This is a genomic window from Pseudomonas sp. SJZ078 (assembly GCF_007828255.1).
GTDB lineage: Bacteria > Pseudomonadota > Gammaproteobacteria > Pseudomonadales > Pseudomonadaceae > Aquipseudomonas.
This window is the reverse complement of record NZ_VIUG01000020.1, coordinates 1-22,549: the sequence shown is the minus strand read 5'-3', so window position 1 is coordinate 22,549 and position 22,549 is coordinate 1. Positions and strand designations below refer to the sequence as shown.

Sequence of the window (22,549 nt, the reverse complement as noted above, 5' to 3'; positions counted from 1 at the left end):
GCGGGTTTTTTCATTCCAGATGTTCCCTTTAATGAGGAGTCCGTCATGAGTCAGGTTACGATTCGTTCGGTGGTCTATCAGATCGATGGCCAAAGCTATGAAGGCCGCTTGGCCTTCGACGTCAGCCAACAGGGCTCGCGCCCGGGTCTGCTGATGGCGCCCAACTGGATGGGCGTAGGGGCGGGGGCGGAAGAGATTGCCAAGTCGGTGGCGGCCAACGGCTACGTCGTGTTGATTGCCGACCTGTACGGCCAGACCGTGCGCCCGACCAATGCCGATGAGGCGGGGGCGGCGATGATGCCGCTCAAGAATGATCGGGCCCTGTTACGCAAGCGCATGCAGGCGGCACTGGAACAACTGCAGAGCCAGGGCGAAGCGCAGGTCGATGCGTCGAACCTGGCCACCTTCGGTTTCTGCTTCGGCGGTTGCTGTGCTCTGGAGCTGGCCCGCACGGGCGCGCCGTTGAAGGCCGCCATTTCGTTCCACGGCACCCTGGATACGCCGAATCCGGCGGATGCGCAAAACATCAAGGGCGCGGTGCTGGTGATGCATGGCGCTTCCGACCCGCTGGTGCCGAAAGAGCAACTGCCGGCTTTCGAGGCAGAAATGAACGCCGCCGGGATCGATTGGCAACTGCTGAGCTATGGTGGCGCGGTGCATTCGTTCACCGATCCCCACGCCAACGTGCCGGGCAAGATGATGTACAACGCCAAGGTGGCCGAGCGGGCGTTCAGGTCGATGCATAATTTGCTGGATGAAGTGTTCAAGGGCTGAGTCGGGTTCGATCTGATTTTTCTGTTGTTTGCCATGCCGCCATCGCGAGCAGGCTCGCTCCCACAGTGGACTGGGTGAACGACACCAATCCCCTGTGGGAGAGAGCCTGCTCGCGATGGCGGACTGCCAGATACTCTCTGGATTCAGGGCAATTCGATCCGCTCACTTTCCCCCGGTACGGTCGGCCAGTCTCCGGCCGCCCAGCGTCGGCGGGCTTCGTCGATCCGGGCTGGATCGCTGGAGACGAAATTCCAGTTCATCCGGCGCGGCCCGTCCAGCGGTGCGCCGCCGAACAGCACGGCATGGCAGTCGCTGCTGGCAAACAGCGTCATCGCTTCCCCGACCGGCAGTATCACCAGCGAATGGAGCTCCAGCGGCTCACCTTCCAACAGCGCCTCGCCGCTCAATAGGTACAGTGCCCGTTCTTCATGCTCAGTGGGAATCAGCAACGTCGTGGCGGTTTGCAGGTTTAGTTCGGCATAGAGCGTCGGAGACAGTACCGGCACTGGCGATTCCAGACAAAAGCCCGACCCGGCGATCATGCGAATAGTGACGCCCAGATTGTCGCTGACCGGCAGGGTGTGTGCCGGATGATGGCTGTAGTGCCCTGGCCCCTGTTCGTGGGATTGGGGCGAGGCCAGCCAGACTTGCAATCCGTGCATGCCGAAGTCGCTGCCCAATTGCGTTGCCGGTGTGCGCTCGACATGGGCAATGGCACTGCCGGCGGTCATCCAACTGACATCCCCGGCCTCGACCACCTGGTCCGAGCCCAGGCTGTCCTTGTGCTGGATTTTTCCCTCGAACAGGTAGGTGAGGGTGGAGAGTCCGATGTGGGGATGCTGGCGGATATTCATCCCTTTACCAGCCGGGTAAGTGGTCTGAAGCATGTGGTCAAAAAACACGAAAGGTCCCACGCTGCGGCATTTGGCGGACGGTAGCGGACGAAGAATCGGCTGGCCTTCGACATCTTCTGCGCGGGGGTGAATGGTCAGGGGCGTGGTCATGGTGTCTTCCAGATTGAACGACGGATGCGGCGAGCATAACCCGCCGTCAGGGGGGGTGGCACAGGTGTCTTGAACCCGAGCGGGACGGGCGGGGTCTATGCTGTTCATGGCCCTTGGAAATGACTCCCTTGACCCGTCTGATTCTCGCCTGGCTGCTGATCGCTTCGAGCGGCGCCGCCATGGCCCGCGAATATGCCTACAGCGATGCGCACCTGCATTACGTCGATTTCTTTCAGGAAACCGCCGGCATGCCCAGGTTGCTCCAGGCGATGCACGACAATCGCATCGAGCATGTGATGATCTCAGGCATCCCGGTCGCCAAGAAGTGGCACGAGGACGAACCCAAGCGCCCGCGTTATTACGCCGGTGACGATGCGGACGCCTATTGGTACAGCGCCACCGATGTGATTGTCGCGACGGCGGTGGGCAAGCTGACCACCGAACAACGCCGGCATTTTCATCCTTTCCTCTCGGGTTTCAACCCCAATGACAAGAACTCCGCTGCCCATGTCCAGCGCATGCTCGACCTGTACCCGGGGATGTGGCAGGGCATCGGTGAAGTCTTTACCCGCCACGATGACCTCACGGCGCTGACTTCGGGCGATACCCCGCGCGCCAACAACGAAGCCATGACGATGATCTATCACCTGGCGGCCGAACACGACCTGCCGGTAATGCTGCATTCCAACATCACCTCCAAGCGTGAGAAGAATCCGCTTTACCTGGCAGAAATCGAAGAGCCGTTGCGTAAGCATCCGCACACCCGTTTCATTTGGGCCCATGCCGGCACCAGCATGGAGATTCATCGGCATCAGACCCGGTTGGATTTCCTGTTGCCGACCCTGACCCGGATGCTCGAATCCTATCCCAATCTCTACATAGACTTATCCTGGAGCCTGCTCACGCCCTACTTGCACGCCTCGGCAGGAGTGGGTAAGGCTGGTCGAGCGCTTCCCGGAGCGCTTCATGGTGGGGTCGGATGTGGTTGGACGTTTCAACAAGCTGGGGAAGGAGTTGCATGGCTTCGACCCGTTTCTGGATGCCTTGCCTGAGGACGTGGCGAGGAAAGTGGCGCGGGACAATTTCCTGGCGGTGTTGCCAACTGCGATCCGAGAGTAAAAGGTTTTGTGGCTATGGAAGCTCTGTGGCAGAGAGGGCCCTGTGGCGAGGGGATAAATCCCCTCGCCACAGGATGATAGCCACAGGGGGAAATGGCAGGCAAAAAACGCCCCGAACCAGTCGGGGCGTTTTCGTGTGCGGCGTAGCGGCGAGGCTTACTTGCCCTGCCAGCGCTTCAGTACCAGGGTGGCGTTGGTGCCGCCGAAGCCGAAGCTGTTGCTCATCACGGTGTTGATGGTGGCATTTTCGCGGGTCTTGGTCAGGATCGGCAGGTCGGCCACTTCCGGGTCCAGCTCGTCGATGTTGGCCGAGCCGGCGATGAAGTTGCCTTCCATCATCAGCATGCAGTAGATCGCTTCGTGAACGCCGGCGGCGCCCAGGGAGTGACCTGACAGGCTCTTGGTGGAGCTGATGGCCGGCGCCTTGTCGCCGAACACTTCGCGTACACCTTTTATTTCCGCGACGTCGCCGACCGGAGTAGAAGTGCCGTGGGTGTTCAGGTAGTCAATGGGCGTGTCGACGGTGGACATGGCCATCTGCATGCAGCGGATAGCACCTTCGCCGCTTGGGGCCACCATGTCGTAGCCGTCGGACGTGGCGCCGTAGCCGACGATTTCCGCGTAGATTTTTGCACCACGGGCCAGGGCATGTTCCAGCTCCTCGACCACCACCATGCCGCCACCACCGGCGATGACGAAACCGTCACGGTCGGCATCGTAGGCGCGGGAGGCTTTTTCCGGTGTTTCGTTGCGCTTGCTGGACAGGGCGCCCATGGCGTCGAACAGGAACGACTGGCTCCAATGTTCTTCTTCACCGCCGCCGGCGAATACGATGTCCTGTTTGCCCATCTGGATCTGTTCCATGGCGGTACCGATGCAGTGGGCACTGGTGGCGCAGGCAGAAGCGATGGAGTAGTTCAGGCCCTTGATCTTGAAAGGCGTGGCCAGGCAGGCGGAAACGGTGCTGCTCATGGTCCGGGTGACGCGATACGGACCGACGCGCTTGACGCCTTTCTCGCGCAGGATGTCCAGCGCTTCCATCTGGTTCAAGGTCGAGGCGCCACCGGAACCTGCGATCAGGCCGGTGCGCGGGTTGGACACCTGCTCTTCGGTCAGGCCGGAGTCGGCGATGGCGTCCTTCATGGCCAGGTAGGCGTAAGCCGCGGCATGGCCGACAAAACGGTAGATCTTGCGATCGATCAGTTCTTCGAGGTTCAGGTCAATGGAGCCGGAAACCTGGCTACGCAGACCCATTTCGGCGTATTCCGGGTTGAACCGGATGCCAGGGCGACTTGCACGCAGGTTAGCGGAGACGGTCTCTTTGTCATTGCCCAGGCAAGAAACGATGCCCAGACCAGTGATAACGACGCGGCGCATGCGGATAACCCTTAGAAGTTGTCAGTGGAGGTGAAAACGCCGACCCGAAGGCCCTCGGCGGTGTAGATCTCGCGACCGTCGACACTCACCGAACCGTCGGCAATGGCCATGTTCAGCTTGCCCTTGAGGACGCGTTTGATATGGATGTTATAGGTGATTTTCTTCGCGGTCGGGAGGACCTGACCGAAGAACTTCACTTCGCCCGAACCCAAGGCGCGACCGCGACCCGGCAGGCCCTGCCAGCCGAGGAAAAAACCGACCAGTTGCCACATGGCATCCAGGCCCAGGCAGCCCGGCATGACCGGATCGCCTTCGAAATGGCAGGCGAAGAACCACAGGTCCGGATTGATATCCAGCTCGGCGACCAATTCACCTTTGCCGTACTTGCCACCCTCTTCGCTGATATGGGTGATGCGATCCACCATCAGCATGTTCGGGGCGGGCAGTTGCGCGTTACCTGGGCCGAACAGCTCACCGCGACTGCAGCGCAGCAGATCTTCCCGGGTAAAGGCGTTTTGTTTGGTCATGCGAGCTCCTCAATAGTCCCATGCGGCAGGGTTGGGCGAATCTTCCCGACCGACCGAAGCGGTCATGCCTCGAATCGACAGCCTACTCATAGACTATTGCGTTGTAGTGAAAGTCACAGCGCACGGGAAAATGAATGTACACCTGTGCACTGAAATTTTTATCCGAGCCTCAATCAAGGCTCGTTCGGGTGCCTAAGACTGCCGCACTTTCGCCTTTCACGCCAGCTACACAGCCTATTAATGCACCCAGCGCTGCAGAATATGCTGCAGATCAACCCTTTTGAACGGCTTTGCGAGGTAATCGTTCATACCCGCCGCCAGGCAGGCTTCGCGATCGCCCTGCAAGGCATTGGCCGTCAGGGCGACGATAGGCACCTCACTGCAACCTGGCAACTGGCGGATCCGCCGCGTGGCCTCATAGCCATCGACCACGGGCAAGCGGCAATCCATGAGGATCAATTCGAACATCAGGCTTTCAGCACTGCGGATGGCCTGGGCGCCATCGGCGGCGATGCTGACGGTAAAGCCCAGGCTGCGCAACATGGCTTCGATCACGGTCTGGTTGACCGGGTTGTCCTCCACCAGCAACACGTTGCGGCCTTCGCCACTTTCGTTGCCGTTGGACAACCGCGGCGTCATCTCCGCCGGGCTCTGTGTGGACAGCGCCAGCGGAATTTCCAGGGTAAACACCGAGCCCTGGCCTTCTTCGCTCTGGGCCCGCAGGGTGCCGCCCATGCGTTCGGCCAGGGTGCGCGCGATGGGCAGGCCCAGACCGGTGCCGCCGTAGCGGCGGGAAATCGAACTATCGGCCTGCTGGAACGCGTCGAACATGCGTTCCAGGCTTTCGGGCGAAATACCGATGCCGCTGTCGCGCACCGTGCAGGTGAACCACAGCAATTCGTGGTCCAGGGCTTGCCACTGGCATTGCACGGTGACACGTCCCTGCTCGGTGAACTTCAGTGCGTTGCCGATCAGGTTCACCAGGATCTGCCGGATCCGCGTTGGATCGCCTTGCACTTGCAGGCCCTTCATGTCGTCGGGGATCAACAGATCCAGGCCCAGCTTGCGTTGGGCGGCGCTGTGCTGGAACGACTGGGCGCAACTGCCCACCAGCTCGGTCAGGTTGAATGGGATATGTTCCAGTTCCAGGGCCGAGCGTTCGATGCGCGAGAAATCGAGGATATCGTTGATCACCTTGAGCAGGTGTTCGGTGGATTCCGAGGCCAGCGCCGTGTACTCGTGCTGCTCATCGGTCATCCGGGTGGTTTCCAGGAGTTGCAGCATCCCCAGCACACCGTTCATGGGCGTGCGCAATTCATGGCTCATCATGGCCAGGAATTCGGATTTTGCGCTGTTGGCCTTTTCCGCTTCTTCCCGGGTCTTGATCAATTGCGCCATGGCCTGATGTTGTTCCCGACTGGCTTGGTCCAGGCCGTCGGCCAGGTTGTTGATGTGCCGCGACAAGGCCCCCAGCTCGGCGTCGTCCACGATAGGCAACGGCTTGCTGTAGTCGCCTTGCTGAATGGCCTTGACGGCGTTGCCGATGTCGCGGATCGGCCGGGACAGGTCAGAGGCCAGGCGACGAGCTACCAGGAAGGTGAACAGCAGGGCAAACAACGCCAGGATCGCGGCCTTGAACAGGATTTCCTGCTGCCGCTGGCTGAAGGCGTCATTGGACATGCCGACGATCACCCGGCCCAGGTAATCTTCGCCGGGTGCCTCGATGGGCGTGCTGTTGCCCTGCAGGAAATCGTTGTTCAGGGTGATGCGCTGCAGGCGAACCGGCGCCTGGAACATTTCGATCTGCTGGGAATGAACACGATCCTGCGCCGGCTGCTCGACGTGCACCAACACCCGATGCGTGCGGTCCTGCACTTCCAGAAAACGTACGTGGGGCGTGGCCAGGGTGGCGGTGAGCAGGCTTTCCAGCACATCGTTGTTGCCGGAAATCACCCCGTACTCGGTGGCTGGCGCCAGTTGGTTGGCGATCAGTTGCCCGGTGTGATTGAGTTCCTGGCGCAAGTCCTGGATTCGCACGAAGGTGAAGAAGCTGATCAACAGCACGGTCAGCAACAGCGCCGGGCCAAGGGCGATGAGCTGGGTGCGTGTATTGATATCCCAACGGCGACGCAAGGTCATGGGCGGTGTTCTCCTTCGGCCAATTGCATAGCGACGGATGCGGCGTCAATCGGCTCGAGCCCCAGGGAGCGGGTGACTTGCCGGTTGTCCAGGACTTTGAAGCGGGCCGGATACAGCGCGCGGGGCCAGGTGGCGACGGGACGGTCGAGCAGATCGTCGAGAATCGCCAGCCAGTCTTCCTGGTCGCTGTAGGTGCTGGCCAGGCTGCCGGCCTTGACGAACGCCGCGCTCGGCCCGATCAGCGCGCGTTGCCGGGCGTAGCTGCTGAGCAACAGGTTCTTCACCGTCTTGGGGTTGTACAGATCGGGGTCGTCGAGGCCCAGCAATACATCGCTCTGGCCCAGCAGGCTTTGCAGGGGACGGCTGTCGCTGGTGTCTTCCCAGCGCTCGGTGACGATCTCCAGGTCCAACGGTGCGGCAGCCTGGCGGATCTCCTTGAGCAGAAACTCACTGTGCCCGTCGTACAACACCCCGACCTGACGCGCTTGCGGGAAGATCATGCGGATCAGGCGCAGTTGTCGCGCGACCGGCGGGTCGCTCCACAGCAGGCTCAAGTGAGCGGGGATCGCATCGCCCAGGCGGTCCCGGGCTTGCAAGCGGCTGATCCGCAGCACCAGCGTGGCCGGCCCCTGGGATTCCTGCAGGCGCCAGTCGAGGCTGGGCAGGTCCAGCAGGATCAGTCGGGTGTTGGCTGGCAACTTGTCCGGTGCCGGCAGACTCGCCAACGGGGCGAAGCGCACATCGTCTTCGGGGCGCAGGGCCTTCAGGGCCTGGGTAAAGGACTGTACGCCGGGGCTGTCCTGGGCACCGGTCAACAGGATGTCGGCGGCGCGGGCCTCGAACGTTGCCAGCAGGCCGGCCAACACCAGGCACAGGGCCAGCGGCAGGTGGCCGCGAAACGGCCTCTTGCGCGGTTGGCTCCGCGGCATCTAGAAGGACAACTCCGCGCTGAAGTACATGACATGCCGGGAGTCGTAGCGGTTGTCGACGAAGGTGGTGGGCTGATTGTCGAGGCGCTGTTGCAAGACACCCGCCAGCTCCAGGCTGGCTTTGCCCAGGGGGATGCGCCGGGCAAGGCGGGTATCGACCCGTTCGAAGCGGTAGCCGTTGAGAGCATCGGCGGCGTAATAGAACACCGAGCTGTTCCAGCCCTGACCCCAGTCCCGCAGCCAGCCGGCCGAACCACTGTTGCGGGCGGTCAGTTGTTCATCGAGGGGGGCACTGGCCAGGGCATCGACATAGGCATAAGTCATGCGCAGGCGGTCGGCGTTGGTCAGGCGCCAGTCGAGTTGGGTTTCGGCGCCGGAAAACTGCGATTCATTGGCGTTGCTGGCGATGTACTGATTGTTGCGCAGCGGTTCGCTGATCATGCCGGTGATTTCGTCATGAAACAGCCTGACGTCAACCGTCAGGCCCAGGTCCATGAAGTAACCGTTGTAGCCCAGTTCCCGGGAGCGCATGTGCTCCTGGTCGAGGTTCCCCGGGCCGCGGGTCTGGACGAAGTAACGCGCGCTGTTTCGGCCAAAGGCGGCGGGTCGCAGGTTCGTGACCTGATAGCTCCAGTTGACGTTGTTCTCGAACATGTCCGGTGAGCGTACCGCTTCGGAGTACACCGCCCGCAAGCCATGCCGAGGCGTGATCAGGTAGTTGACCGCCACCCGCGGCGTCAGCGAACTGCCGGTCAGGCGGGTGTCCTCGAACATCGCGCCGCCCTGCAACAGCCAGTGTTCGGTGGCCCGCCATTCGAACTGGCCAAACAGTCGCCAGGTGGTGTCATCCAGGGTGCCGTTGAAGTACGTCTCGGAGTCGGCCCGGTCATAGCGATAGTTCGCCCCGGTCACCAGCCGCAGGCTGTCGGACAGGCTGAGGGTGTCCTGGATTTCCAGGTCATAGCGCGATTCCCGGGCACTCTGGTCGATGTCGCCGCACACGGTTCGCGAGGCGCCGTTGCGCCATTGGTCGAGCACCTGGTTGGCCAGCGCCTGTTCCTGCGCCGTACCGGGGGGAGCACCGATGCTGGTGAAGCCGGGCATGTTGCGCGCGAGTTTCTCGGCGTAGTTCGGATTGAGCAGCCACAGGTCGGTCAGTTGCGGGCTGAAGGACACCTCGGCATCGCAGGCGCGCCAGGTCTGCTGGCGATCCCAGTGCTGGATCGAACCCTGCACATACAGGCTGTGGTTGGGGTTGAGGTCCAGGTTCCAGCGCGCCGAACCGGCATAGTCCTTGGCGATGACGTCGGAGTTATCCCCAGCGGCGGTAATCCCGGCAAACACCGGGCGGTAGGTATAAGGCCGCTGGTTGGTCCCGTCCTTGGCATTCAACTGCCAGTCGATGCTCTGTTGTTCGTTCAGTGTCTGGCTGACCGACAGGTTGATGCGGTTCAAGCGGCGGCTGTCGCGGTAGTCGGCGCCGTTGCGGTCGCTGTCGAAGCCGTCGTCTTCCTGGCCGGACAAGGAAAGCCGCAGATCACCACCCTCCCAGCCGGTGCCCTGGCTGGCGTACCAGTCGCTGATACCGCGCTGGCCCCGGGTGATTTTTACCCGCGTGCCGTGGCTGTTGGCCGGTGCCCGGGTGATGATATTGACCACTGCCATCAACGCGTTGGCGCCATAGCTGACGGTGTTGGGCCCGCGGAAGACTTCGATTCGCTCGATGTCCTCCATGTCCACCGGAATGTCGCTCCAGTCCACGGTGGCGAGGCCGGCGCGATACACCGAGTGGCCGTCGATCAGCACCTGCATGCGGCGGGCTTCGCTGGCGTTGGTGCCGTGATAGTTCACGGTGGGCTGATTGCCGCTGAGGTTGCCGACCATCATGCCGGGTACCAGGCGCAGCAGCTCGCTGATGTCCCGGGCGCCGCTGGCCTTGATCAGCTCGCTGTCCAGTACGGTCATGCTGCCCGGCACCGCCGCCGGCGATTGCTTCAGGCGCGTGGCGGTCAGGACCTGGGGCAGGGGCTGGCTGTCGACGAACAAGTCATCGGCCCACACTGGCGGGCTGACGAGCAGCGCCAATAGCAGTGACGAACCTGAGCGGGAGGGGCCAACGGTCACGGCGGAGCCTTTGATAACAGAACGATGGCGGGCATGTTAACTGAGCTGAGAGACTTTTCCAGTTGCGGTGACAGCATTTTCCGAACAACTGATGGTCAGCTTCCTACAGTTGCAGGTAATTAATGGCGGGGCTAGTCGCGATCTGGACGCTCCGTATAATGCCCGGCATCGCCACTTGGTATGGATGAACGGATTGCATATGACTGAACAGCGCCCGATTGCGGTCCTGGGAGGCGGGAGTTTCGGCACCGCCGTGGCTAACCTGCTGGCCGAGAATGGCCACCCGGTGCGCCAATGGATGCGCGACCCGGAGCAGGCCGAGGCCATCCGGGTCAACCGCGAGAACCCGCGTTACCTCAAGGGCATCAAGATCCGTCCGGAAGTGGAGCCGATAACCGACCTGCCGGCCACTCTCCAGGGCAGCGACCTGTTTTTCGTCGCCTTGCCGTCAAGCGCCTTGCGTTCGGTGCTGGCGCCCCACGCCGAAAGCCTGAGCGGCAAGCTCCTGGTCAGCCTGACCAAGGGCATCGAAGCCCAGACCTTCAAGCTGATGAGCGAGATTCTTGAAGATATCGCGCCCAAAGCGCGGATAGGGGTGATTTCCGGGCCGAACCTGGCGCGGGAAATCGCCGAGCACGCTCTGACCGCCACCGTGGTGGCCAGTGAAGACGAAGAACTGTGCCAGCGCGTCCAGGCCGCACTCCATGGTCGCACCTTCCGGGTCTATGCCAGTGCCGACCGTTTCGGCGTGGAGCTGGGCGGGGCGCTGAAGAATGTCTATGCGATCATCTCCGGCATGGCGGTGGCGCTGGGCATGGGCGAGAACACCAAGAGCATGCTGATCACCCGGGCCCTGGCGGAAATGACGCGGTTTGCCGTCAGCCAGGGCGCCAATCCGATGACCTTTCTCGGGTTGGCCGGGGTGGGTGACCTCATCGTTACCTGTTCCTCGCCCAAGAGCCGCAATTACCAGGTCGGTTTCGCCCTCGGCCAGGGCTTGAGCCTGGATGAGGCCGTGTCGCGCCTGGGCGAAGTGGCAGAAGGAGTAAACACCCTGAAGGTGCTCAAGGCCAGGTCCCAGGAAGCCGGGGTCTATATGCCGCTGGTCGCGGGGCTGCACGCGATTCTGTTCGAAGGGCGCACGCTGGAGCAGGTGATCGAACTGTTGATGCGTGGTGAACCGAAGACCGACGTCGATTTCATTTCCACCAGTGGCTTCAACTGAGCCGCTGTCGATGACAAGCAGGAGTGAGCTATGAACGATCCGAAGGGCCAGGCCCAATACGAGTCCATCCTGTTGCGGGTGTTGTGGATGGTGGTCTATCTGCTGGTCTGGCAAGTGGCGCAATTCATCCTTGGCGCCGTGGTGCTGGTGCAATTGATCTATCGGCTGATCTACGGCGCACCCGGCGCCAGCCTGATGAACTTCGGCGACAGCCTCAGCCAGTTCCTGGCGCAGATCGGCCGTTTCGGCACCTTCCACAGCGACCAGAAACCCTGGCCGTTCGCTGACTGGCCGAGCCCGCGTGCACCGGAAGGCGAAGCGCCTCATGTCGTGACGCCGGCCCCGCATCCTGTTCATGATGAGGAACCCAAGCTATGAAAGTGTGGGTACTGCGCCATGGAGAAGCCGAGCCATACGGTGCCCGCCCCGATCCCGAACGGGCGTTGACGGTTCACGGGCGTGAAGAAGTCCTGCGCAGTGCCGCCGAACTGATCGGTCGACCCCTGACGGCCATCTATGCCAGTCCTTATCTGCGTGCCCAGCAGACTGCGCACCTGGTGCGCGAGGCCTTGGGTTTCGAACCGGAACTGATCACGGTCGACTGGCTCAAGCCGGAAACCCGGCCACAAACAGTCCTGGAACATCTGGCGGACCGGGATGATGTGCTGCTGGTCAGCCATAATCCGCTGGTGGGCAGCCTGTTGGGCCTGGCGCAACACGGCCATCTGCAACAACCCGAGCAGGTGAAGACGGCTGGCCTGGCAGAGCTGGAAGGTGACCTGCCGTTGGCCGGGGCGATGCGGCTCAAGGGCCTTCGGCATCCATGAAAAAGACCGGGCCTTGCTGCCAGTCAAGCTACACGACCTGTGGGAGCGAGCCTGCTCGCTCCCACAGAAATATCGCTTGATCGTTGATTGGCATCAGGGCCTTGTTCCCACATAAACATAAGGAAGGGCAACGATGAGTCTGTGGCGCACCACACCCAACATCGAACAACTGAACGCTGCCGCTAAAAACACCATCAGCGAGGTGCTGGATATTCGTTTCGAGTCGTTCGACGACGAATCCCTGACCGCCAGCATGGTGGTCGATCACCGCACCCACCAGCCGTTCGGCCTGTTGCATGGTGGCGCTTCGGTGGTCCTGGCCGAAACGGTCGGTTCCATGGCCGCCTATCTGTGCGTGGACACCAGCAAGTTCTATTGCGTGGGCCTGGAAATCAATGCCAACCACCTGCGCGGTGTGCGCAGCGGACGGGTGACGGCTACGGCCAGGATGATCCATCTGGGCCGTACCACCCAGGTCTGGGACATCCGCCTGAGCAACGACGAGGGCAAGGTCAACTGCGTGTCGCGCCTGACCATGGCGGTGGTGCCGCTGGGCGAGCAACCGCCGGCGCGCTGAGTCCAATAGCCCGAGCCAGACTGTCATCATTCCTGTCAGTTACGGTCATTGCCGCGCCATCGGCATCTGCGGACAATCTGCCCAGTTCCCCCAATGGATCGGCTGTCATGTCGCAACAGGTGTTTTTCGCTCACGCCAATGGTTTTCCCTCGGCCACCTACGGCAAGCTGTTTGCCGCGCTGGCGCCGCAGTATCAGGTCTCGCATCTGGAGCTGCACGGTCATGACCCGCGTTTTCCAGTGGACGATAATTGGCACAACCTGGTGGACGAGTTGATTCATCACCTGGAACAACAGCCAGGACCGGTATGGGGTGTCGGTCATTCCCTGGGCGGCGTGCTGCATCTGCACGCGGCGTTGCGCTGCCCGCGGCTGTATCGTGGTGTGGTCATGCTCGATTCGCCGGTCCTGACCCGCGCGGATCGCTGGGTGATCCTGGCCGCCAAGCGCCTGGGCTTCATCGATCGCCTGACCCCGGCCGGCCGGACCCTGGGCCGGCGCGAGGAGTTCGAGGACCTGGAAGCGGCCCGGCAGTATTTTTCCGGCAAGACGCTGTTTCGCGGTTTCGACCCGGATTGCTTCGACGCCTATCTGCAACATGGCCTGCAACAAGTCGGTGACCGCCTGCGACTGCGCTTCGATCCAGCCACGGAAATCAGCATCTACCGCGGCGTGCCGCACACCAGTCCTGGTCGGCCCCGTACGCTCAAGTTGCCCTTGGCGGTGGTGCGAGGTCGGCAAAGTCGCGTGGTGATGCGTCATCACGCCCGTTCGGTGGGCAGCATGCCTCTGGGCGAGTCCTTGAGCATGCCCGGCGGGCATATGTTTCCTTTGGAGCACCCTCTGGACACGGCCGATCTGCTCAAGGGGCTGTTTCAGCGTTGGCAAGGGCGCAGCGCATGAACGGAGTTGAAGAAGTCCGCCTGAGCTTGCCCCACATCGAACTGGCAGCCCACCTTTTCGGACCGGAAGATGGCCGGCCGGTGATCGCCTTGCATGGCTGGCTGGACAATGCCAACAGTTTCGCCCGCCTGGCCCCTCGGCTCGAAGGCTTGCGGATCATTGCCCTGGATATGGCGGGTCATGGTCATTCGGGGCATCGGCCGGCCGGTGCCGGCTACGCCCTGTGGGACTATGCCCATGATGTGCTGCAGGTGGCCGAACAACTGGGCCTGCAACGTTTCGCACTGCTGGGGCATTCCCTGGGCGCCATCGTGTCGCTGGTGTTGGCCGGGTCCCTGCCGGAGCGGGTGACGCACCTGGGGCTGATCGACGGCATCATTCCCCCGACTGCCCAGGGCGATAATGCGGCCGAACGCATGGGCATGGCCCTGCAGGCGCAGCTCGATCTGCAGAAAAAGACCAAGCCGGTCTACACCACCCTCGACCGAGCCATCGAAGCGCGCATGAAAGGGCTGGTGGCGGTCAGCCGCGAGGCCGCCGAACTGCTCGCCCAGCGAGGCCTGATGCCGGTGCCGGGAGGCTACACCTGGCGCACCGACAATCGCTTGACCTTGCCCTCGCCGCTGCGCCTGACCGATGAACAGGCCATGGCCTTCGTGGCGCGGGTCGGTTGCCCCGCCCATCTGATCGTCGCAGCCGAGGGCATGCTGGCCCGGCACGCCGAATTGCTGGAGCGTCTACCCTTCAGTCACGAACAATTGCCCGGCGGTCATCATTTGCATCTGAACGACGAGGCCGGTGCCGTGCTTGTAGCAGACTGTTTCAATCGGTTCTTCAGCGCTTCTTGACTTGCGTCGGGCAACTGTCGAGGCTGGGCGGATTGAAAGGGAGACCACCATGACAGAGTTCTGCTTATCCGCCTTGTGGCGCAGGGATGACGCCGGTTTCGTCCACCGGCGCCAGGCCAAGTCGATCCGATGAAACCATTCGTTCATTCACTCGCCTGGTTGGCGCTGGCCTGCATCAGCCCGGCATCATTCGCCGTCGATGTGCCCGGCAGCCGGGATCTGGAGCGCGTACCGCGCCTGCCCGACACGCAGATTGTCGATTACCGGCAAGCCAGGGACGTCGAGCGCATCTATCCCCTGGGCTCGATTCGCAAGATCAGCGGCCAGTTGCGTTTCGACGGGCAGGTCGATGGCCGTGGCGCCGTCACGTCGGTGACCTATGAGCTGCCGCCGGAACATTCCGCCACCCAGGCCTTTACTGCCGCTCGAGAAGCCTTGCAACAGCAAGGTGCCGAGTTGTTGTACTGGTGCCAGGCCCGTGATTGCGGCGAAAGCAGTCTCTGGGCCAACGAAGTATTCGGCAACGCCAAGCTCTACGGGGCCGACAACGGTCAGGCCTATCTGCTGCTGCGCCTGGCGCCGCCGACGGACAACACCTTGATTGCGCTGTACGGCATCACCCGCGGCAATCGCAAGGCTTACCTGCATGTCGAGCAGTTCGAGGCAAGCGCTCCCCTGGGGGATTTGTTGCCGACTTCCGCCACGCTGCTGCGCCAGCTCAAGGACACCGGCGTGCTGGATCTGCCACGTCTTGTCGGCGAGCCGGACGAGACCTGGCTACGCCTGCTGGCCCGGGCGTTGAACCTGGACACCGGCCTGCGGGTCAGCCTCGCCGGTCCCGAGGCCGAAGCCTGGCGCCAGGCACTGGCGGGGCAGGGAGTGCGTGAGGCGCGGATGGAGGCGGCCGGTGGCGGCAATACAGCGGGTCTTCACCTTGAGTTGCTGCGCTAATCTGTGACGGACAGCGGACGATGCGCCGCTGTCCCGGTCCTGTTCATTCTTCGAGACTTTCCATGCTCAATAACGATCGGCTGTTGGTGCAGATCCTGCTCCTGGTGTTGTTCGGTGCAAGCCTGTGGGTCATGGCACCGTTCTGGTCGGCGCTGTTCTGGGGGGCGGTGCTGGCCTTCGCCAGCTGGCCGCTGATGCGCCTGCTGACCCGCTGGGTCAATGGTCGCGAATCCCTCGCGGCGGCGGTGCTGACGGTGGGTTGGATGCTGTTGGTGGCGGTGCCTCTGGTGTGGTTGGGTTTCAACCTGGCCGATCATGTACGCGATGCCACAGCGTTCATCAGGGACGTGCAGGTCGACGGCCTGCCCGATGCCCCGGCCTGGCTGGGCGGCTTGCCGCTGGTGGGCGGGCGGCTGGTCGCTATCTGGAACAGCATCGACCAGCAGGGTGCGGCGATGATGGTGTCCATCAAGCCCTACCTGGGACAGGTCGGCAACTGGCTGCTGGCCCGCAGCAAACAGATCGGTGGCGGCATGCTCGAACTGACCCTGAGCATCGTGTTCGTGTTCTTTTTCTATCGCGACGGACCGCGTCTGGCGACGTTTGTCCACGGGCTGCTCGAACGCCTGATCGGCGACCGTGCCGGTTACTACATCGAACTGGTGGCCGGTACGGTGCAACGGGTGGTCAACGGCGTGATCGGTACCGCCGCCGCCCAGGCCTTGCTGGCACTGATCGGCTTTCTGATCGCCGGCGTACCGGGCGCGCTGGTACTGGGCATCGCCACCTTCCTGCTCAGCCTGATTCCCATGGGGCCGCCGCTGGTCTGGATCCCCGCAACGGCCTGGCTGGTGTGGAAGGGCGAATACGGGATGGCAGTGTTCCTCGGCATCTGGGGCACGTTCATCATCAGCGGCGTGGACAACGTGCTCAAACCCTACTTGATCAGCCGTGGTGGAAACCTGCCCTTGGTCATTGTCTTGCTGGGGGTGTTCGGAGGGTTGATCGCTTTCGGTTTCATCGGCCTGTTCATCGGTCCCACGCTGCTGGCGGTGGCATACAGCCTGCTGACGGATTGGAGCAAGAGCCAGGCTCGGTAATGCTGTAAGGGTAATTAAGTGTGGTGGAGGGCTTCATCTGTGGCGAGGGGATCAATCCCCTCGCCACAAGTGTGATCCTGATCAATGAGCCTGGCGCTTGTGGGGCCAGGCTCTCAGGGCATCAGGTCGCCACGTTCAGATGTTTCCCAACGCTCGCCACGTTATCCGGCGAATACTGCCGACTCAGGTTGGCAATCATTCTGTTCAGCGCTTCGCTGACCCTGGACTGGTCGGTAGAGCTGTCGCTGTCGAGTACCTTCATCAGCATGGCACTGGTGTCGGTACTCGTGGTGGAGTTGTCGCTGGACGGCAAGGCGCTGGTCAGTTCGCTGGCGGTGACGCTGCCGTCGCCATCGGCGTCGAGCTGGCTGAACAGTTCCTCACTGGAGGCCTGCTGAGGTGGTAGTGGTGGTGGCGGTGGAGCAAGGCTGGCGGCGAGTTCGTCGAGGCTGACGGTGCCGTCCTCATTCTTGTCCAGGGCCGAGAACACTTGGGTGCTGTCGGCACTGCTGCCGGCACTGGAAAGGCCGCTGCTCAACTCGTCGCTGCTGACCGAGCCGTCACCGTCGGAGTCCAGGACGCTGAGCAGCGCATCGGCCAGTTCGGTGTTCGGTGGCTGGTCACCGGGCGGTGGCGGCGGCGGGGTCATTGCGGCCATTTCGTCGATGCTCAGGTCACCGCTGCTGTCGCTGTCCAGGTCAGTGAAGTTTTTGCTCAGGCTGACCAGGATACCGTCGTCGCTTTTCTGCGACAGGGCCGTGCTCAGTTCGTCCTGGTCGAGCGAGCCATTGCCGTTACTGTCGAGCTTGCCGAGCAATTCCTTCTGGAACTGTTGGCTGCGGGCACTGTTGGTCGCGGTGCTGTTGATACTGGTGTACGTCGAGTAGCTGCTACTGCTGACGCTGCCGATCATGGGCGCTCTCCTTGGGGTGAAGTAGCCGGTGGGTGCACCGGCTTATGCAGCCTCGGCGGGGCAGTTGTCGTGGGTATGTGGGGTTTGTACCGGGGAGAGTACAAAACCCTGGCTCATCCGGGGTCCCTGTGGGAGCGAGCAGGGGGCTGTGCACGCAGGGATTCAGGTACGCGGCAATCGAATGACCGCGGTCAACCCGCCGCCCGGGGTTTCTTCCAGGCTCAATTGCCCGCCCAGGCGTTCCGCGGCTTCCCGGGCGATGGTCATGCCCAGGCCGACGCCGCCGGAGTTGCGGTTGCGTGAGCCTTCCAGGCGATAGAACGGTTCGAACACCGCTTCGCGTTTGTCTTCGGCGATACCGGGACCGTGGTCGATGACCCGGATCAGCACCTGGAAGTCCTGATCCTCCAACACGATCGAAGCGTGTCCGGCGTAGCGCAAGGCGTTGTCCATGAGGTTGTTGATGCACGAACGCAGCGCCATCGGTTGCACCTGCAAAGGCGCGCAGGAACCGCTGGATTGCACGTCGGCGCCCTGGTCCTGGGCATTTTCGCTCAGGGATTCCACCAGGGCCTGCACGTCCATCCATTGCAGTACCTCGCTGGTGCGCTGTTCGTGCAGGTAGGTGAGAGTAGCGTCGAGCATGCCGATCATGTCGTCCAGGTCCTGGCACATCTGGCCTTGCAGCTTGACGTCGTCGATCTGTTCCAGGCGCAGCTTCAGCCGTGACAGCGGGGTGCGTAGGTCGTGGGACACCGCTCCAAGCATGCGTGAGCGCTGCTGGACCTGTTCACGAATGCGCTTTTGCATCAGGTTGAACGTATGGGCGGCCTGCCGGGCTTCCCGTGGCCCGGTTTCGTCCAGCGGTGGGCTGTCGAGGTCTTCGCTCAGGCGTTCGGCGGCATCGCTCAGGCGCTGGATTGGCCGGGTCAGGAGTTTGGCGCCATACCAGGCCGCGATGATCAGGCATATGAACTGGAACGTCAGTGGTACCACCGGGCCACCGAACCAGGGGCGGGAACGAGGCTCGGGGGGCGGAGCGAAAGGGGGGGAGGCAAAGGGCGGTGGTTCGTCACCGTGCCGGGAAAACTCCGGGGGAGGGCCGGGAGGCGGCGGTTGGTCGTAATGGATGAACCAGGCGAAGGCCAACAGATGGGCCAGGACGATCGCCAGCAACAGCACGCCAAACAGGCGGCCGAACAGCGAGTCGAGGCGCAATCGCATCAGCCGATGTCCCGCGCGTCGAACAGGTAGCCTTCACCGCGCACGGTCTTGATCAAATGCGGGGCCTTGGGGTCGTCACCCAGTTTCTGGCGCAGGCGCGAGACCAGCAGGTCGATACTGCGGTCGAACGCCTCGATGGAGCGTCCACGGGCGGCGTCCAGCAGTTGTTCGCGGCTGAGCACCCGACGCGGTCGTTCGATGAACACCCACAGCAACCGGAACTCGGCATTGGACAACGGTACGACCAGCCCAGCGGCGGAGATCAATTGACGTAGAACGCTGTTGAGTCGCCAGTTATCGAAGCGGACGTTGGCGCGCTGCTCGGTGCGGTCGTCACGCACCCGGCGCAGGATCGTCTGGATTCGCGCCACCAGCTCCCTGGGTTCGAAAGGCTTGGCCATGTAATCGTCGGCACCCAATTCCAGGCCGATGATACGGTCGGTGGGTTCGTAGCGGGCGGTGAGCATCAGGATCGGAATATCCGATTCGGCGCGCAACCAGCGACACAACTGCAAGCCGTCTTCATCCGGTAGCATCAGGTCGAGCACGATCACGTCGAAATGCTCGGCCTGCATGGCCTGGCGCATGCCGGCGCCATTGGTTACACCGCTGGCGCGAATGTTGAAGCGGGCCAGGTAATCGATCAACAGCTCGCGGATTGGCAAATCGTCATCGACGATCAGCGCACGGATGCTCCAGCGTTTGTCATCGCTTGAGGCCGGCTGGCCGTCAGCATTTGCAACAGGGGTGTTCTGCATGGGTGCATCATCTGCCAGGTAAGCTGCCAACCGCGAAAAAGGCGGCGAGGTTGTGGCTCCAGCATAGGCTTCGGGCCGCAGGGCGGGAAGGGCTGGAAGGACGGGGTGTGGCGGCGGATGGTAATGGGCTGGCGTATTGCCTGGGTGTCCTGAATGTATCGGTATGGACACAAAATGCATTGTTGTCCATGTTCAGCGGGGCGCGATGATGATTTAGCGATCATCGGGTCCCCCACGGGCGCTGGTTCCGCTACAATGCGCGCCGATTTCGACTTGCCTGAGAGCCCACTCATGTCCGCCTGCCAGACGCCTATCATCGTCGCCCTGGATTTCCCTACCCGTGACGCCGCCCTGAAGCTGGCCGACCAGTTGGACCCCAAGCTCTGCCGGGTCAAAGTCGGCAAGGAACTGTTCACCAGCTGCGCGTCGGAGATCGTCGGCACCCTGCGTGAAAAGGGGTTCGAAGTGTTTCTCGACCTGAAATTCCACGATATCCCCAACACTACCGCCATGGCCGTCAAGGCGGCCGCGGAAATGGGTGTGTGGATGGTCAATGTGCACTGTTCCGGAGGCCTGCGCATGATGGCGGCCTGCCGGGAAGTGCTGGATCAGCGCAGCGGCCCGAAACCGTTGCTGATCGGCGTGACCGTGCTGACCAGCATGGAGCGTGAGGATCTGGCGGGTATCGGCCTGGACATCGAGCCTCAGGAGCAGGTGTTGCGCTTGGCCGCGCTGGCCGAGAAGGCCGGTATGGACGGCCTGGTCTGCTCGGCCCTTGAAGCCAACGCACTGAAGACGGCGCACCCGTCGCTGCAGTTGGTCACCCCGGGTATCCGTCCGGCGGGCAGCGCCCAGGACGATCAACGCCGGATCCTGACCCCGCGCCAGGCACTGGACGCCGGTTCCGATTACCTGGTAATCGGCCGTCCGATCAGCCAAGCGGCAGATCCAGCCAAGGCGCTGGCAGCGGTCGTGGCCGAACTGGCCTGAGCAAACACTGCAACATCCCATGTGGGAGCGGGCTTGCTCGCGAATGCGGCAGATCAGTCGACTCAATTGTTGAATGACGCACCGCTTTCGCGAGCAAGCCCGCTCCCACAAGTGCTATGTGTCAGACCTTGAGCACGAGTTTCCCGAAGTTCTCCCCGCTGAACAATTTGGTCAGCGTCTCGGGGAACGTCTCCAGCCCTTCGACGATGTCTTCCTTGCTCTTGAGCTGCCCCTTGGCCATCCAGCCGGCCATTTCCTGGCCGGCGGCGGCGAACTGCGCGGCGTAATCCATGACCACGAACCCTTCCATGCGTGCACGGTTGACCAGCAGAGACAGATAGTTGGCGGGGCCTTTCACCGCTTCCTTGTTGTTGTATTGGCTGATGGCACCGCAAATCACCACGCGGGCCTTGAGGTTCAAGCGGCTGAGCACGGCATCCAGGATGTCGCCGCCGACGTTGTCGAAATACACGTCAACGCCTTTGGGGCATTCGCGTTTGAGGCCGGCCTGGACATCTTCGCTCTTGTAGTCGATGGCACCGTCGAAGCCCAGTTCTTCGATCAGGAACTTGCATTTGTCGGCCCCACCGGCGATACCCACCACGCGACAGCCTTTGATCTTGGCAATCTGCCCGGCGATGCTGCCCACCGCGCCGGCGGCACCTGACAGCACCACGGTTTCACCAGCCTTGGGGGCGCCGACGTCTAGCAGCGCGAAGTAAGCGGTCATGCCCGTCATGCCCAGGGCGGATAAATAACGCGGCAGCGGCGCCAGTTTCGGATCGACCTTGTAGAAACCTCTTGGCTCGCCAAGGAAATAATCCTGCACACCCAGTGCACCATTGACGTAGTCCCCGACCGCAAACCCTGGGTTGTTCGAGGCAATCACCTGGCCCACGCCCAACGCACGCATCACTTCACCGATGCCCACTGGCGCGATATAGGACTTGCCCTCGTTCATCCAGCCGCGCATAGCCGGATCCAGGGACAAGTACTCGTTCTTCACCAGGATCTGACCGGCCGCCGGTTCGCCGACCGGTACTTGCTGATAAGTGAAGGTCTCGCGGGTCGCGGCGCCCACCGGGCGTTTGGCGAGCAGGAACTGGCGATTGGTCTGGGCAGTCATGGTGGGTACTCGAGATGAAATGAAGCTTTGTTGATAGCCCTTCGAGACGCTTGTCGCAAGGTTTGCCGGCGTAGCGAATGCAGGTCGATACAACCCGGTGATAATGCCGCCGGGGCTGTTATCACTGATGTCGATGGATGCTCAACCGGGATCTGGATAGTGCTGCTGCGCCAGGCCGGGCTGTGCCTACACTGGCGCCACCCTGCATCCTTCAAGGAACTGACAATGAGCATGACGTTTTCCGGACAAGTCGCCGTAGTCACCGGTGCCGCCGCGGGCATCGGCCGCGCCACCGCCCGTGCGTTCGCCACGGAAGGCCTGAAGGTCGTGGTGGCCGACCTGGACGTGACGGGGGGAGAGGGCACGGTACAGTTGATTCGCGAAGCCGGCGGCGAAGCGGTGTTCGTGCGCTGCAACGTGACACTGGAAAGCGACGTGCAGAACCTGATGAATGAAGTGATCGCGACCTATGGTCGTCTCGATTACGCCTTCAACAATGCCGGGATCGAGATCGAGAAGGGCAAGCTGGCCGACGGCAGCCTCGATGAGTTCGATGCGATCATGGGCGTCAACGTGAAGGGTGTCTGGCTGTGCATGAAATATCAGTTGCCGCTGCTGTTGGCCCAGGGTGGCGGTGCCATCGTCAATACCGCCTCGGTGGCAGGCCTGGGCGCGGCGCCGAAAATGAGCATCTATGCCGCCTCCAAGCATGCCGTAATCGGCCTGACCAAGTCGGCCGCCATCGAATACGCCAAGAAGAAGATTCGCGTGAACGCGGTCTGCCCGGCAGTGATCGATACTGACATGTTCCGTCGTGCCTACGAGTCTGATCCGAAGAAGGGCGAATTCGCCAACGCCATGCACCCGGTAGGACGTATCGGCAAGGTCGAGGAAATCGCCAGCGCCGTGCTGTACTTGTGCTGCGACGGCGCGGCGTTCACCACCGGCCATTCACTGGCGGTGGATGGCGGTGTCACGGCCTTCTAAAGGAAGTGCATTGTAGGAAAGAGCCCGCGCCTGTCGCGTAATGCTGTTCACTTAAGCGGAGCGGCCTTACGATCTACCGGATACCGAGTTTTGGAAATCTTCACTGTCCTCGGCCGCCCTGGCCTTGGA

General features: G+C 62.3%; 21 protein-coding genes and 1 pseudogene. 12 read left to right on the top strand and 10 right to left on the bottom strand.

Annotated features, from left to right (window positions below):
- Window positions 1-45: 45 nt before the first annotated feature.
- On the top strand, window positions 46-774 hold the full coding sequence (locus FBY02_RS17910; protein ID WP_144929585.1) for a dienelactone hydrolase family protein: 729 nt from the start codon (window positions 46-48) through the stop codon (window positions 772-774).
- 143 nt (window positions 775-917) lie between these two features.
- On the opposite strand, the gene FBY02_RS17905 is transcribed toward FBY02_RS17910, so the two are convergent.
- On the bottom strand, window positions 918-1,778 hold the full coding sequence (locus tag FBY02_RS17905; RefSeq protein WP_144929584.1) for a pirin family protein: 861 nt from the start codon (window positions 1,776-1,778) through the stop codon (window positions 918-920).
- A 179-nt stretch (window positions 1,779-1,957) separates the two neighbouring features.
- Here FBY02_RS17905 and FBY02_RS17900 point away from each other — a divergent pair.
- A pseudogene (locus tag FBY02_RS17900) lies at window positions 1,958-2,897 on the top strand (amidohydrolase family protein).
- A gap of 155 nt (window positions 2,898-3,052) precedes the next feature.
- Here FBY02_RS17900 and fabB read toward each other — a convergent pair.
- From fabB to FBY02_RS17875, 5 genes are all read right to left on the bottom strand, one after another.
- A complete protein-coding gene (gene fabB / locus FBY02_RS17895; protein WP_144929583.1) occupies window positions 3,053-4,273 on the bottom strand; it encodes a beta-ketoacyl-ACP synthase I in 1,221 nt (406 codons plus the stop codon).
- Between the two features lie 11 nt (window positions 4,274-4,284).
- Complete coding sequence (gene fabA / locus FBY02_RS17890; protein WP_047698989.1) at window positions 4,285-4,800, bottom strand: 3-hydroxyacyl-[acyl-carrier-protein] dehydratase FabA; 516 nt, start codon at window positions 4,798-4,800, stop codon at window positions 4,285-4,287.
- A 237-nt stretch (window positions 4,801-5,037) separates the two neighbouring features.
- The gene (locus FBY02_RS17885; protein ID WP_144929582.1) at window positions 5,038-6,939 is read right to left on the bottom strand and encodes an ATP-binding protein; all 1,902 of its coding nucleotides are present in this window, start codon (window positions 6,937-6,939) and stop codon (window positions 5,038-5,040) included.
- Window positions 6,936-7,868, bottom strand: coding sequence for an ABC transporter substrate-binding protein (locus FBY02_RS17880; RefSeq protein WP_144929581.1), 933 nt, complete (start codon window positions 7,866-7,868; stop codon window positions 6,936-6,938). Before FBY02_RS17880 ends, FBY02_RS17885 begins: the two co-directional genes overlap by 4 nt.
- Window positions 7,869-9,992, bottom strand: a complete 2,124-nt coding sequence (locus tag FBY02_RS17875) for a TonB-dependent siderophore receptor (protein ID WP_144929580.1) — start codon at window positions 9,990-9,992, stop codon at window positions 7,869-7,871.
- 199 nt (window positions 9,993-10,191) lie between these two features.
- Here FBY02_RS17875 and FBY02_RS17870 point away from each other — a divergent pair, with 199 nt between their 5' ends.
- The 8 genes from FBY02_RS17870 to FBY02_RS17835 all read left to right on the top strand — a co-directional run bounded on the left by FBY02_RS17870 (window position 10,192) and on the right by FBY02_RS17835 (window position 16,422).
- A complete protein-coding gene (locus tag FBY02_RS17870) occupies window positions 10,192-11,217 on the top strand; it encodes an NAD(P)H-dependent glycerol-3-phosphate dehydrogenase (RefSeq protein ID WP_144929579.1) in 1,026 nt (341 codons plus the stop codon).
- 30 nt (window positions 11,218-11,247) lie between these two features.
- A complete protein-coding gene (locus FBY02_RS17865; RefSeq protein ID WP_144929578.1) occupies window positions 11,248-11,595 on the top strand; it encodes a DUF4389 domain-containing protein in 348 nt (115 codons plus the stop codon).
- The gene (locus FBY02_RS17860; protein ID WP_144929577.1) at window positions 11,592-12,044 is read left to right on the top strand and encodes a histidine phosphatase family protein; all 453 of its coding nucleotides are present in this window, start codon (window positions 11,592-11,594) and stop codon (window positions 12,042-12,044) included. Before FBY02_RS17865 ends, FBY02_RS17860 begins: the two co-directional genes overlap by 4 nt.
- 133 nt (window positions 12,045-12,177) lie before the next feature.
- On the top strand, window positions 12,178-12,621 hold the full coding sequence (locus FBY02_RS17855; RefSeq protein ID WP_144929576.1) for a hotdog fold thioesterase: 444 nt from the start codon (window positions 12,178-12,180) through the stop codon (window positions 12,619-12,621).
- Between the two features lie 107 nt (window positions 12,622-12,728).
- Window positions 12,729-13,523 (top strand): alpha/beta fold hydrolase, encoded by a 795-nt coding sequence (locus tag FBY02_RS17850; RefSeq protein WP_144929575.1) that lies wholly within the window; start codon window positions 12,729-12,731, stop codon window positions 13,521-13,523.
- Complete coding sequence (locus tag FBY02_RS17845) at window positions 13,520-14,371, top strand: alpha/beta hydrolase (protein ID WP_144929574.1); 852 nt, start codon at window positions 13,520-13,522, stop codon at window positions 14,369-14,371. Before FBY02_RS17850 ends, FBY02_RS17845 begins: the two co-directional genes overlap by 4 nt.
- A 129-nt stretch (window positions 14,372-14,500) precedes the next feature.
- Window positions 14,501-15,322, top strand: a complete 822-nt coding sequence (locus tag FBY02_RS17840) for a DUF4892 domain-containing protein (RefSeq protein ID WP_144929573.1) — start codon at window positions 14,501-14,503, stop codon at window positions 15,320-15,322.
- 62 nt (window positions 15,323-15,384) lie between these two features.
- Window positions 15,385-16,422, top strand: a complete 1,038-nt coding sequence (locus tag FBY02_RS17835; RefSeq protein ID WP_144929572.1) for an AI-2E family transporter — start codon at window positions 15,385-15,387, stop codon at window positions 16,420-16,422.
- Between the two features lie 121 nt (window positions 16,423-16,543).
- On the opposite strand, the gene xopAW is transcribed toward FBY02_RS17835, so the two are convergent.
- The 3 genes from xopAW to FBY02_RS17820 all read right to left on the bottom strand — a co-directional run bounded on the left by xopAW (window position 16,544) and on the right by FBY02_RS17820 (window position 19,317).
- Window positions 16,544-17,335, bottom strand: a complete 792-nt coding sequence (gene xopAW, locus FBY02_RS17830) for a XopAW family type III secretion system calcium-binding effector (protein ID WP_144929571.1) — start codon at window positions 17,333-17,335, stop codon at window positions 16,544-16,546.
- Between the two features lie 162 nt (window positions 17,336-17,497).
- Window positions 17,498-18,559, bottom strand: a complete 1,062-nt coding sequence (locus FBY02_RS17825) for a HAMP domain-containing sensor histidine kinase (RefSeq protein ID WP_144929570.1) — start codon at window positions 18,557-18,559, stop codon at window positions 17,498-17,500.
- Entirely contained in the window at window positions 18,559-19,317 is a 759-nt protein-coding gene (locus FBY02_RS17820; RefSeq protein WP_144929569.1) for a response regulator, read from the bottom strand. The genes FBY02_RS17825 and FBY02_RS17820 overlap by 1 nt, the downstream gene beginning before the upstream one ends.
- 291 nt (window positions 19,318-19,608) lie before the next feature.
- Between FBY02_RS17820 and pyrF the strand changes: the two genes are divergently transcribed.
- Entirely contained in the window at window positions 19,609-20,307 is a 699-nt protein-coding gene (gene pyrF / locus FBY02_RS17815) for an orotidine-5'-phosphate decarboxylase (RefSeq protein WP_178112112.1), read from the top strand.
- Between the two features lie 121 nt (window positions 20,308-20,428).
- On the opposite strand, the gene FBY02_RS17805 is transcribed toward pyrF, so the two are convergent.
- Window positions 20,429-21,433, bottom strand: coding sequence for an NADP-dependent oxidoreductase (locus FBY02_RS17805; RefSeq protein WP_047699019.1), 1,005 nt, complete (start codon window positions 21,431-21,433; stop codon window positions 20,429-20,431).
- Window positions 21,434-21,658: 225 nt separating this feature from the next.
- Between FBY02_RS17805 and FBY02_RS17800 the strand changes: the two genes are divergently transcribed.
- Window positions 21,659-22,420: an SDR family oxidoreductase gene (locus tag FBY02_RS17800; protein ID WP_144929567.1), complete on the top strand. Its 762-nt coding sequence runs from the start codon at window positions 21,659-21,661 to the stop codon at window positions 22,418-22,420.
- The last annotated feature ends 129 nt before the right edge of the window (window positions 22,421-22,549 follow it).